Origin of the sequence: Actinosynnema sp. NPDC053489, assembly GCF_044544865.1 — a bacterium.
Lineage (GTDB): Bacteria > Actinomycetota > Actinomycetes > Mycobacteriales > Pseudonocardiaceae > Actinosynnema.
This window is the reverse complement of record NZ_JBITXT010000004.1, coordinates 548,789-561,320: the sequence shown is the minus strand read 5'-3', so window position 1 is coordinate 561,320 and position 12,532 is coordinate 548,789. Positions and strand designations below refer to the sequence as shown.

General features: G+C 72.9%; 7 protein-coding genes. 4 read left to right on the top strand and 3 right to left on the bottom strand.

Going from position 1 to position 12,532, the window contains the following annotated elements:
* Positions 1–197 precede the first annotated feature (197 nt).
* The 3 genes from ACIGNX_RS12245 to ACIGNX_RS12235 all read right to left on the bottom strand — a co-directional run bounded on the left by ACIGNX_RS12245 (position 198) and on the right by ACIGNX_RS12235 (position 4,321).
* On the bottom strand, positions 198–692 hold the full coding sequence (locus tag ACIGNX_RS12245; RefSeq protein ID WP_396539139.1) for a hypothetical protein: 495 nt from the start codon (positions 690–692) through the stop codon (positions 198–200).
* A gap of 282 nt (positions 693–974) precedes the next feature.
* Entirely contained in the window at positions 975–2,810 is a 1,836-nt protein-coding gene (gene asnB, locus ACIGNX_RS12240; RefSeq protein WP_396539137.1) for an asparagine synthase (glutamine-hydrolyzing), read from the bottom strand.
* 248 nt (positions 2,811–3,058) lie between these two features.
* Positions 3,059–4,321: a LacI family DNA-binding transcriptional regulator gene (locus ACIGNX_RS12235; protein WP_396539135.1), complete on the bottom strand. Its 1,263-nt coding sequence runs from the start codon at positions 4,319–4,321 to the stop codon at positions 3,059–3,061.
* A gap of 402 nt (positions 4,322–4,723) precedes the next feature.
* On the opposite strand from ACIGNX_RS12235, the gene ACIGNX_RS12230 reads away from it, so the two are divergent.
* From ACIGNX_RS12230 to fabF, 4 genes are all read left to right on the top strand, one after another.
* Positions 4,724–5,695 (top strand): magnesium transporter CorA family protein, encoded by a 972-nt coding sequence (locus ACIGNX_RS12230; RefSeq protein ID WP_396539133.1) that lies wholly within the window; start codon positions 4,724–4,726, stop codon positions 5,693–5,695.
* A gap of 1,101 nt (positions 5,696–6,796) precedes the next feature.
* A complete protein-coding gene (locus ACIGNX_RS12225; RefSeq protein WP_396539132.1) occupies positions 6,797–9,484 on the top strand; it encodes an aldehyde dehydrogenase family protein in 2,688 nt (895 codons plus the stop codon).
* 13 nt (positions 9,485–9,497) lie between these two features.
* A complete protein-coding gene (locus ACIGNX_RS12220; protein WP_396539130.1) occupies positions 9,498–11,225 on the top strand; it encodes a thiamine pyrophosphate-binding protein in 1,728 nt (575 codons plus the stop codon).
* A 19-nt stretch (positions 11,226–11,244) separates the two neighbouring features.
* A complete protein-coding gene (gene fabF, locus ACIGNX_RS12215; RefSeq protein WP_396539128.1) occupies positions 11,245–12,495 on the top strand; it encodes a beta-ketoacyl-ACP synthase II in 1,251 nt (416 codons plus the stop codon).
* Positions 12,496–12,532 lie beyond the last annotated feature (37 nt).

The following is a 12,532-nucleotide window of genomic DNA, read 5'->3' as shown; positions in this document are numbered from 1 at the left end:
GGTCATGACGACCATGCCCTCCATCCGGTCTCGAGTGGCGCGGCGGCGGGTGACCGGTGTCGCGGAGGTCACCGGCCGGCACCGAGGTTCCCGGCCCGGTCGTGACGGCGTCAACCCGTCGGTGGTCGCGTCGGGGAGAACAGGCGGCGAACACCGGGGGACCCGGGTGGCGGGCGGCCCGCCACCCGGGGCGCGGCTCAGTTGAACGGGTTGTCGTAGGACGCGCTGCGGCTGACCTGCGTCGCGGTCGTCCCCGAGAAGTGCAGCCCCTCGTAGACCAGGGTGAGGTCGCGCACCACCCCGGCGTACGGCACGTCGGCGTTCACGGCGAGGGACTGGCCGTGCCCGCCGCCGCAGGCCTCGGGCCGGTAGCCGTCCTCGCCCGAGTAGTACCGGTGGTAGGCGCCGTTGACGTTCACGGTCAGCTTGGTGCTCGTGTAGCTGGACTGGCGGCACAGCGTCAGGTCCAGCCGGTAGAGGGAGTTGCCGTCGTCGAACCGGACCGTGCCGACGAGGCGGCCGACCAGCGTGGTGTAGCCGCTGGGCGAGTAGCCCTTGAGCTGGATGTCGACCGGCTGGGCGGGACCGTAGGCGGCCTGCGCGGGCGCGGCGGCCAGGGCCGCGCCGAGGAACGCGGCGAGCGTGAGGGCGGCGAGGTTGGTGAGCCTGCGTAAGCGGCTGCTCCGGGGCATGCGCGAACTCCTTCGTCCACGGGGGCGGTCGCCGTGCCCACCTGCGCGGACCCGGCGGCGTGGTGAGCAGGGTGGACGGCGGGCCGCCTGTCCGCCAGCCGCGACCGCGAGTTTGGCCTGGCTGCGGCAACGCGGTGGCCCGGTGGGAGTCGGCGCCGTTCGCACGAGCGGACCGGCTTGCGCAACGTTGCGCAAGCACGGGGGTCAGGGGTGGGCCGGCGCGACCCGTGGCACCGCCGCCCCGACCGGGGCCGCCGGAGGTCCGACGGCCCCGGCCCGCCGTCAGGAGAGGACCAGCCGCGGGCGGTACAGGTCGATCCAGGCGCCGAAGTCGAGGGCCCGTTCCAGGCCCAGCCTGGTCACCCGGTCGACGGAGGCGGGCTCCTGGTCCGTCACCCGCCGCAGCCAGTCCCGGTCCACCAGCGCGAACACCTCGTGATCCGGGCGCGCGAGCACCTCCTTGCCCTGGAGCTGCAACTGGCGCACGTAGTACGGGTCCTGGGTCGACGGGTAGGGGCTCTTCACCCGCCAGGCGACCGACTCCGGCAGCACGTCCTTCACCGCGCCGCGCAGCAGGCTCTTCTCCCGGCCGTCGTAGTGCTTGAACGACCAGGGGGCGTTGTAGACGTACTCGACCAGCCGGTGGTCGCAGAACGGCACCCGCACCTCCAGGCCGACGGCCATGCTCAACCGGTCCTTGCGGTCGAGCAGGAACCGCAGGAACCGGGTCAGGTGCAGGTGGATCATGATCCGCATCCGGTACTCGTGGTCGTCCTCGGTGTCACCGCGCTTGACGTCCGCGACCGCCGCCTCGTACTGGTCGCGGCGGAACTCCTCCAGCTCCAGCCCGGCCAGCAGCGACCGGTCCAGCCCGTGGCCGTCCTTGTCCAGCGGGCCGACGTTGAACGCGATCCAGGGGAACGCGCGGGCCTGCTGCACCTCCGGGGTGTGGATGTGCCGGTAGCCGCCGAACAGCTCGTCCGCCGACTCGCCCGACAGGGCGACGGTCGACCGCTTGCGGATCTCCTTGAACAGCAGGTACAGCGACAGGTCCATGTCGCCGAGGGTCGTGGGCACGTCCCGGGCGGTCAGCACGGCCCGGCGCACCTCGGGGTCGGCCAGCGTCTTCGGGTCCAGCACGATGTCGGCGTGCTCCGAGCCGACGTGCTCGACCACGTCCCGCACGAACGGGGTGTCCGGCGTGTCGCGCAGGTCGTCCGGCCGGAAGTTCTCGGCCTGGCCCATGAAGTCGACGGCGAACGTCCGCACCCGCTCCTCGCCCAGGTGCCGCGCGGACAGCGCCGTCAGCGCGCCCGAGTCCAGCCCGCCCGACAGCAGCAGGCAGCGCGGGACGTCCGCGACGAGCTGCCGCCGCACGGTGTCGTCGAGCAGCTCGCGGACCCGGCCGACGGTGGTCTCCAGGTCGTCCTGGTGCTCGCGGGTCTCCAGGCGCCAGTAGGTGCGCTCGCGCACCCCGTCACGGTCGACGGTGACGACCGTCCCCGGCTCGACCTGCCGCATGCCCGCCCAGATCGCGTGGCCGGGCGTGAAGGAGAACGCCAGCGACTCCCGCACCCCGTCGAGGTCGACGACCCGCTCGGCCAGCGGGTTGGCCAGGATCGCCTTGGGCTCGGAGCCGAACAGGACGCCGTCGCCGGTGCGGTAGTAGTACAGCGGCTTGATGCCGAGCCGGTCGCGGACCAGGACCAGCCTGCGGTCCCGCTCGTCCCAGATCGCGAACGCGTACATGCCGTTGAGCCGCTCGGCCAGCGCCGGCCCCCAGCGCAGGTAGCCGCGCAGGACCACCTCGGTGTCGCTGGAGGTGCTGAACCGCTCGCCCGCCGCGATCAGCTCGTCGCGCAGCTCGACGTAGTTGTACGCCTCACCGCTGTAGACCAGGGTCACCTCGCCGTTGGGCGTGCGCACCGACATCGGCTGCGCGCCGCCGGGTAAGTCGATCACGGCCAGCCGCCGGTGGCCGAGGGCGGCGTGCCGCCCGAACCACGTGCCGGAGGCGTCCGGACCGCGACACGCCATCGTGCCGGTCATCGCGTCGAGCACCTCCCGCTCCCGGGTGAGGTCGCGGTCGTACGAGACCCAGCCGGTGATACCGCACATCTTCGTGCCTCCTGAGGTGTTCTCGAAATGGGTTCGCTGCTTCGTGCCGGAAACCGGCGAACAAGGCTTTCCGGACACCGCCGCGGGTTCCCGGGCGCGGGGACGGCACCGGCGGGAACCGCGCATCGTCCCACACTACGATTACCGTCGAATCGGGAGTCGCGCCCGAGCCCGCCGAAGAAGGCGCGTCGAAAACTTTCGACTGAAAGTGGAAACGTTTCAGGTCTTCGCCCGGCCGGCGCGGTGGGTCACTTCGGCGGCGCGGTGCTGTCGCGGACCACGAGGGTGGTGGCCAGCTCCACGCGGGCGCGCTCGGGCGCGCGGCCGGCGGCCAGGGACAGCACCAGCTCGGCGGCGGCCGCGCCCATCTCCACCATGGGCTGCCGGACCGTCGTCATCGGCGGCCCGCACCACTGCACGGCCGGGATGTCGTCGAAGCCCACCACGCTGAGGTCTTCGGGGATGCGCAGGCCCTCCTGCCGCGCCGCCTCGTAGACGCCCAGCGCCTGCAGGTCGTTGCCGCACAGCACGGCGGTGGGCGGGTCGGGCAGCCGCAGCAGCTCCCGGGCGTGGGCGAAGCCGTCCTCGAACGAGAACCGCCCGACGCGCACCAGCCGCTCGTCCGCCGGCGCGCCGTGCTCGGCCATCGCCGCCCGGATGCCGCCGAGCCGGGCCCGCGCGCACATCCGCTCCGCGGGGCCGGCGACGACGGCGATGCGCCGGTGCCCCAGCGACAGCAGGTGCCGGGCGGCGGCGACACCCCCGCTCCAGTTGGCCGCGCCGACCGACGGCACCGAGTGCTCCGGCTCGCCGGTCGGGTCCAGGGCCACCAGCGGGATGCCGCTCGCGACCAGCAGCCCGTGCTGCTCGCTGGTGAAGCCGAGGTGCACGGCCACCACGCCGTACGGCTGGCGGGACAGCAGGTCGTGCGCCCAGGACCGGCCGGTCGACGTCTGGCGCGCCGCGTCGGTGAACCCCACGGCGAGCCGGCGCGCGCCCGCGACCCGCTCGACGCCGTGCATCACCTCGACCGCCAGGTAGCTCTGCATGCCGAAGAAGACGACCTCGACGTTGGGCGCGCGCACGACCGCGTCCGGCCGCCGGTAGCCGTGCTCGCGCAGCGCCGCCTCGACCCGCAGCCGCGTCGCCGCCGCCACCCCGGGGCGGCCGTTGAGCACCTTGGACACCGTCGGCGCGGACACGCCGGCCAGCCGCGCGACCGCCGCGACGGTCAGCTCGCCCCGCCTGCGGCCGCGAGGCCGCGCGTCCGGGGCGGGGTCGGGGCGTTGCCTGACCCGCGGGCCGCGCAGCGCCTCCACCTCGGCCAGCAGGCGGGTCCGGACCGCCTCCGCCGCCCGGTCCGCGTCCGGCCCGGCCGGCACGGTCTCGGTGAGGTACCGCCGCTTGCCCGTGCCGGGGTGGACCCCGGCGTACACCCGGACCCGCAACGACCCGCTGGGCAGCCGTTCGACCTCGCCGCGCGCCTGCCGTCGTGAACCGGGGATGCCCATGGAGCCACGATAGCGGGAGATAGCTCCACAGCGTAGCCGGGACGGCTCCACGGTCGATTCGGTCAGCGGGTCGCGAGCGTCCACCTGCTCGACGGCCGGGTGAACGACGGTGGCGGTCGCCACCCGCACCACGCGATCCCGTCCGGAGGCTGGAGAACGCGACCAAGACGACGTTCCGGGATCGCAGCCCCGGTTCCACGCCGGCTCCAGCCCAAGGCGATGGCGGCACAACACCTCCTTGGCGCACGGCGCGACCTGCTGACCGGTCGGGGGAGCGGGGTCGGGGGAGGGCGTGCGGGCGGAGTCGACCCGAGGGCCGCGCGGCGGCCGTGCCGGTCCACCACGTCCCCCGGTCGCGGACCCGTGCCGCAGCCGGGGGTGGCCGTCGCTACTGTGGGTCACGTGTCACGAAACCGCCTGTACCGCGCCGGCCGCCTCGCCGAAGAGGACTTCCCGGTCACCGACATCCCCCGGTTGCTGCGGGACGAGGGCGCGGTCGTCTGGCTCGACCTGTGCGGCCCGTCCGAGTCGGACATGGCGGCGATCTCGGACCTGCTGGGCCTGCACGCGACGTCCGTCGAGGACGCGCTCGGCAGCCACGAGCGGCCGAAGCTGCACCAGTACGACACGCACCTGCTGGTCAACGCGTACGCGGTGGCCCTGGACGAGGCGTCGGGGCGGTTGACGACCGCCGAGGTGTCGGCGTTCGTGACCCCGCGGGCGCTGGTCACCGTCCGCAACGACGAGAAGTTCGACATCGACGCCCTGGTCCGGCGCTGGGACGAGTCGTCCGACCTGGCCGCCAGCGGCGTGGGGTTCCTGCTGCATGGGCTGCTCGACCTGGTGGTCGACAGCCACTTCGACGCCGTGCAGGCGTTGGACGACCACATCGAGGGCCTGGAGGACCTGGTCTTCACCGAGAGCCCGAACGACCCCGACATGCAGCGGCGCGCGTTGGCGATGCGCAAGTCGCTGGTCACCCTGCGCCGGGTCGTGCTGCCGATGCGCGAGGTCGTCAACGGGCTGATGCGCCGCGACCACTCCGTGGTGGACAGTCGGATGGCGCCCTACTACCAGGACGTCTACGACCACGTGCTGCGCGCGTCGGAGTGGACGGAGTCGCTGCGGGACATGGTCGCGACCATTCGCGACATCCAGCTGAACCTCCAGGGCAACCGGCTCAACCTGATCATGAAGAAGGTCACGGGCTGGGCGGCGATCATCGCCGTGCCCACCGCCGTGACCGGTTTCTACGGCCAGAACGTCCCGTACCCCGGTTTCAACGAGGTGTGGGGCTTCTGGACGTCCACGGTGGCCATGCTGCTGCTCTCGGCCGGCCTCTACTCGCTGTTCAAGCACCGCGACTGGATCTGACCCCGCGAGCGCGGGGTCGCAATCGGACAATCCTGGCGCCGCGCACCGCGCGCGTCAACCGGTCCCGGGCCGCCGGGTGGGGTTCCCGATCCCGCCGCGCGCACCGCTTCGGAGGTGCGCAGGTGGGTGCCCGGACCTGTTCCCGGATGCGTCTCGATCGGTGCGGCGGGCCGATCACCGCAACCCGCGGCGAACCTGTCGACCGAGTTAACGTGAAGATCGAACCGTTGGCGGGCCGCAGGGCGTTCTATACGGGTTCTATATCGCCATGTTGCGGCGGTACTGGCACGTGCCGCAAGTTCACGAGCGTTCATCCGAGTGGTTCGGCTCGATTTGACACGTCGTCCGGGTGATCGCTAGCTTGCCGCGCCGATCAATGTGAACGGCCTTCTTGTTCGTGGATTCGCAGCGGTTTTGTCGGGGTGCTGCGCCAATCGGCTGATTGTGATCGACACGGCTCGCCGCCAAGGTTGTTGGTGCTGATGAACGGGAACCAACCGCTAACTGTGGGAAGTTGACGAGTTGGTTCACTGATCAGTCACCTCCGAGTCTGCGCAGCTCAACGGGGTGCAAGCGCGTCCTCCGGCCTCCGTTGGGCGGGTGCACGACCTGCGACGCGCGGTCCGCCGGCCGCGTGCGAACTCTCATTGAGGACTACGGCAGTGAATACGATCTCCTGTCCCAGGGGCCCGTTCACCGTCGTTCCCGAACGATTCGGGAACGTGGTGCGCGGGGCGGACAAACGTGAGGCGGCCACTTCCGCCGGCGACTCGGGCAACGTGGTCCCGACCGCGCCGTCGGGCGGTCCACCGAGTCGAGCGCAGCGGTTCCGCCCGTGGCACGCACCGCGTCCGACGCGTGCGCCACGCGAGGCGCGACCCTCCTCCTAGCGCCACGGCGCCATTTCCGGCACCCCGCGTGCGGTCGCGGGTGAAATGTGTCCGAAAGCCTCGGCTCACGTTCGGTTCGTGAGCCGCCCACGCCTGTCCCGGCGTTGTCGGCCCGCGACCCCCGACCGGGTTCCCGCGTGCCGCCGGACCGGGTCCATTCCGCGTCAACGCCCCGGTGGGTGTCCGAAGAACGAGGAACGAGGGCAGAGCCATGCTTGTCAACGAACACGGCGGGGAAACACCCCTGGCGAACGTCGCCGAACGCTGCCACGCGCTGATCCGCGTGCTGCGGGAGCGCGGGGTCGACGACGGCGATCGCGTCGTGCTGTCGGCGCGCAACTCCGACGACTTCGTCGTGGTCCTGCTCGCGCTGGTCGAGCTGGGCGTCTCCGTCGGCCTGGTGGACCCCGGTCTGCCGCCCGCGCAGGCCGCCGAGCACGTCGTGGACTCCGGCGCGCGGTGGTTCGTCACCGACGCCGACCAGGCCGACCCGGCGTTCGACCGGATCGCCGCCGGCCTGGTCGACCTGCACGCGCTGGTGAAGACCGCGCACGACGTGCCGGTGACCGACGTCCCCGGGCTGACCTTCGCCAAGTGGGCCGCCCGGCGCGACGCGCTGGTCGTGTGGAGCTCCGGCAGCTCCGGCAAGCCCAAGGGGATCGTGCGCTCCGGCGCGTCCGTGCTGCGCAACGTGGAGCGCACGCAGCGGCGCATGGGCTACGTCGAGTCCGACGTGCTGCTGCCCCTGCTGCCGTTCACCCACCAGTACGGCCTGTCCATGCTGCTGCTGTGGTGGAACGCCCGCGCCACGCTCGTCATCGCGCCCAGCCGGCGCGTCGACCAGGCGCTGGACGTGATCGTCCGGCGCCGGGTGACCGTCGTGGACGCGGTGCCCGCCACCTACGACACGATGCTGCGCGTCGTCGCCCGCCGCGACACCCGCGACCTGGGCTCCGTGCGCATGTGGTGCGTCGGCGGCGAACCGCTGCGCGACGAGCTGCGCACCCGCTTCGAGACGCGGTTCCGCGCCACCCTGCTCGACGGCTACGGCAGCAGCGAGGCGGGCAACATCGCCCTGTCCTCGCCCGAGGACCCCACCCACTGCGGCACGCCCCTGGACGGCGTGGCCGTCGAGGTGCGCGACCCGGTGGGCAACCCCGTGCCGCCCGGCGAGATCGGCGAGGTCGTCGTCCGCACCCCCGACATCATGGTGGGCCTGCTCGAACCCGGCGGCCGCGTCCGCGAGGTGGAGCGGCAGGAGTTCCACACCCGCGACATCGGCTTCCTCACCCCGGCGGGGCAGCTGCGCGTGCTGGGCCGCAAGTCCGCCGTGCACCGGTTCGGCCACACGCTCTACCCCGACGCCATCGCGGAGAAGGCCGGCGCGTGCGGCGCGCCGGTGCGCGTGATCCCGGTCGAGGACGAGCAGCGCGGCACCCAGCTCGTGTTCGTGATCACCGACCCGACCGAGCAGCCCGTGGCGCACTGGAAGCGCACGGTGTCGCGATTCGTCGCCGCGCACGAGCAGCCCAATCGCGTGGTCGTGCTGAAGGAGCTGCCGCTCAACGGCAACGGCAAGGTCGACCTGCGGGCGCTGCACGACATCGCCGCCTCCACCGTGGCGCTGGAAGGCGTCAAGGGCGTGTTCCCGCGCGTCCACGGCGACGCCGACCCGTCCGCGATCCCGTTCCCGGACCGCCTGGACCGGCTCACCGACCTCGCCGAGCTGCTGCGCGACCGCCGCACCGAGGTCATGTCGCTGCTCACCCAGGTGATGAGCTACAAGACCGCGTACGGCGAGATCGACGCCTCGATCGCCGCCCTGGAGGGCGCCGCGGCCGAGGTCGCCCGGTACCGGCCGCCCGTGGTCGGCCAGATCGGCGTGCTGATGCCGTCGAACATCCCGCTCTACAGCTACGTGCTGTACCTGGCGATCCCCAGCCTCTACAGCGAGCGCGTGGTGTTCCGGCCGTCGCGGCGCATCGGCGACCAGCTGCTCAAGCTGCACGAGCTGCTGTCGGGCGTGCACCACCTGCCGATCGTGCTGGACGACAGCGACCAGCGGGAGTTCCTGGAGGGCGAGGGCGCGCGCTCGGACGTGCTGGTGTTCACCGGCACGTTCAAGAACGCCGAGAAGATCCGCGCCGGCCTGCGCCGCGACCAGCTCTTCCTCTACTTCGGCCAGGGCGTGAACCCGTTCGTGGTCGGCGCCGACGCCGACATCCCCAAGGCCGTGGACGGCCTGCTGCGGGTGCGGATGCTCAACTCCGGCCAGGACTGCTTCGGACCGGACGTGGTGTTCGTGCACACCTCGATCAGCGCCCAGTTCTGCAACCTGCTGTGCCGCCGGGTGGACAACCTGCGCTACGGCCGGTTCGACGACCCGAGCGCCGACTACAGCCACATGTTCTACCTCGACGCGTTCGACTCCTCGTTGGACTACCTGCGCTCGGCCCGCGAGTACCTGGCGGCGGGCGGCGAGGTCAACTTCGTCGACGACCACCTCAGCCCGACCGTGCTGATCCGGCCCGCCGATACCAGGATCACGCCGCCCGAGCTGTTCGCGCCGATCTTCAACGTCGTGCCGTTCACCTCGACCGACTGGCTGCACCCGATGCTGGACCACCAGTACTTCCAGGAGCGCGCGATGGCCGCCACGGTCTACGGCGACCTGCCCGAGACCGTCGAGCTGCTGCGCCGCAGGCACACCGTCAGCGTGAACGAGACGGTGATCGACATCGAGGACGGCAACGCGCCGTTCGGCGGCACCGGCATCCGCGCCAACTACGCCTCGCTGGGCCGCAAGCGCGTCGCCGAGCCGCTGCTGGTGTCCAAGGCCGTGGCCGACCACCTCGGCGCCGACCACGCCGCGTCCGACGCCACCGGCCGCACGGCCTGACGGGGGGATGGCTGTGAACGACTGGGAACCGCCGTCCGCGCAGGGATCACCGGGCGATCGCGTCGCGGGCGCGTGGCACGCCGTGGCCCGGCTGCTCGCCGAGGCGGGCGTCGAGGTGGTCTTCGGGCTGCCCGACGACGACCTGACCGCGTTGGACGCGCTGCACGCCGTCGGCGTCCGGCTCGTGGTGTGCCGCGACCAGCGCAACGCCGTGTTCATGGCCACCGGCTACGCGTTGCGCTCCGGCGCGCTGGGCGTCGCGCTCGTCGGCAAGGGGCCGGCGGTGACGAACACCGTGACCGGCCTGCTGGAAGCGGCCTCGTCCGGCGCGCCCGTGCTGCTGCTGTCCGGCGGCACGGCGGCCGAGCGGCGGGGCAGCGGCGCGTTCCAGGAACTGGACCAGCAGGCCGTGGTCGCGCCCCTGGTGAAGTCGGCGACCCGGGTCGAGCACCCCGACCGGCTCGCGCCCGCGGTGCGCCGGGCGGTCCTGGTGGCCCGCTCCGGCGCGCCCGGCCCGGTGTACGTGGAGGTGCCCGACCACCTGCTGAAGGCGGACGTGCCCGTGCCGCCGCCCCCGCCGCCCGCCGAACGGCCGGTGTCCGTGCCGGCCGGCGACTCGGCCGCGCTCGACGTGCTGCGCGGCGCCCGGCGGCCGATCGTGCTGGTCGGCGGCGGGATGCGGCACCGCAACGCCGACGGCGTGGTGGAGCGGTTCGCCGAGCGCGTCGGCGCGGCCCTGTCCTGCACGGCCAGCGGGCGCGGTGCGGTGGACGAGTCGTCGACCCGGTTCATCGGGCTGGCCGGCCTGTACGCCTCCGACCGCGCCAAGGCGCTGTGGGCGGACACCGACTGCGTGGTGGTGCTCGGCAGCAGGCTGGAGGAGACCGCGACCTACGGCTGGTCGGACGCCCTGGGCGCGACGGTGCCCGTGGTGCAGGTCAACCTCGACGCGGCGGGCGTGGCCACGCAGTTCGCCGGGCCGGTGGTGCTCGGCGACGGCGCGGACGTGTGCGCGGCCTGGCTGGAGCGGCTGGCGGAGGACGTGCCGGCGGAGTGGTCCAAGCGCGTGGACGAGGTGCACCACGGGTTGCGCGACGACCACCGCCGCGAGCTGGCCGACCTCGCCGCCGCGCCGGAGCTGCACGTCGTCGAGGTGCTGGCCGCGCTCGCCGCCGAACTGCCCGCCGACCGGGTGCTGGTGCAGGAGAACGGCTTGCAGGACATGTGGTCCTACAGCTTCCCCCGCTTCGAGTGCGCGCACGGCGCGGGTTCCGTCGTGCCGTCGGAGCAGACCAGCCTCGGGTTCGGCGCGGCGGCGGCGATCGGCGTCAAGGCCGCGGCGGGCGGGCGGCCCGTGGTCGCGTTCGTCGGCGACGGCGCGTTCGGCCTGTTCGACGCCGACCTGCCGACGGCCGTCGCGCTCGGCGGCGGCCTGGTCTACGTGGTGCTGCGCAACGGCGGCTACGGCTGGCTGCACTCCCAGCTCGGCCCGCACAACCGCGACCTCGCCGGCACGGCGCTGGTCGACCCGGCCGCCGTGACCGCCGAAGCGCCCCGGTGGCGCGGGGTGCACCAGGCGACCGTCACCAAGGAGTCGCTGCGCGCCGACGTCGCCGACGCCTGGCGGCGCGCGCAAGAGGGCGAGGTCGTCGTCCTCAACGTCCCGGCACGCCTGGAGGACGCGTTGTTCGCCGACCACGAACTCGGCGGCAGCTTCCCGGTCACCGACCCAACCCCCTGATCGAAGCGAGGAGCGGCACATGGCTGAACGACACGGCAGGCGGGTCGTCATCACCGGCTGGGGCGTGGTGTCCCCGGTCGGCCTCACCGCCGACGAGACCTGGGACGCGCTGGTCGCCGGGCGCAGCGGCATCGGGCACGTGACCGTCATCGACGCCTCGGACCTGCCCACGAACCTCGCGGGCGAGGTCAAGGGCTTCGAGCCGAAGAAGTACCTCGACCACAAGCAGGCCCGGCGCATGGACCCGTACGCGCAGTACGCGTTCGCCGCCGCATCGCAGGCCGTCGGCACGGCCAAGCTGGAGATCACCGAGGACGACGCCCACCGCGTCGGCGCGCTGATCGGCAGCGGGTACGGGCCGATGCACTCCATCAGCGAGCACGTGCAGACGCTGGACCGGAAGGGGCCGCGCGGGGTCAGCCCGTTCGCGCCCGTCACCGGCGCCATCGACAGCGCGGCGGGCGAGATCAGCCTGGCGTTCGGCGTCACGGGGCCGACCCGGGCGTTGAGCAGCGCGTGCGCGTCCGGCACCGACGCGATCGGCGAGGCGGCCCGCTGGGTGCGCCACGGCGTGGTGGACGCGGTGATCGCCGGCGGCGCGGAGAACATCCTCACCCGCGTGGACATGGCCGGCAGCGGCAACGCCAAGGCCCTGTCCGGCCGGGTCGACGCGCCCACCGAGGCGTGCCGGCCGTTCGACGCGGACCGCGACGGGTTCGTGATGGCCTCCGGGGCGGGCGTCGTGGTGATGGAGTCCGCCGAGCACGCGCTGGCGCGCGGCGCGACGATCCTGGCCGAGGTCGCCGGTTACGCGGCCACGTCCGACGCGCACCACTGGACCGCGCCGCACCCCGAGGGCCGCGGGGCGCGCGCGGCCATGCGCGGGGCGCTGGAGGACGCCCTCCTCTCGCCGGAGGACGTCGGCTACGTCAACGCCCACGGCACCAGCACGGTGTTCAACGACCAGTCCGAACTGGACTCGTTGCGCGCGGTGTTCGGCGACCACGTCGAGCGCATCCCGATCAGCTCCACGAAGTCCATGACCGGCCACATGATCGGGGCGGCCGGCGCGGTGGAGGCGATCGTCGGAGCGATGGTGGTCAACCGGGGCCTCGTGCCGCCGACGATCAACTGCCACCGGCCGATCGACCCGGCCGTCAACTTCGTCGCCCACGAGGCGCAGGCCCACGACGTGGACGTGGTGATGAGCAATTCGTTCGGCTTCGGCGGGCACAACGCGGTGGTCGTGCTGCGCCGGTGGCGGGGCTAGGACCCGGCGGCGAGGACCACGGGCCAGGGCGAGGGAG

Bases quoted from the DNA above. Each gene is read 5' to 3' on its own strand.
- ACIGNX_RS12245 (WP_396539139.1), bottom strand. From the start codon at position 692: ATGCCCCGGAGCAGCCGCTTACGCAGGCTCACCAACCTCGCCGCCCTC.
- asnB (WP_396539137.1), bottom strand. From the start codon at position 2,810: ATGTGCGGTATCACCGGCTGGGTCTCGTACGACCGCGACCTCACCCGG.
- ACIGNX_RS12235 (WP_396539135.1), bottom strand. From the start codon at position 4,321: ATGGGCATCCCCGGTTCACGACGGCAGGCGCGCGGCGAGGTCGAACGG.
- ACIGNX_RS12225 (WP_396539132.1), top strand. From the start codon at position 6,797: ATGCTTGTCAACGAACACGGCGGGGAAACACCCCTGGCGAACGTCGCC.
- fabF (WP_396539128.1), top strand. From the start codon at position 11,245: ATGGCTGAACGACACGGCAGGCGGGTCGTCATCACCGGCTGGGGCGTG.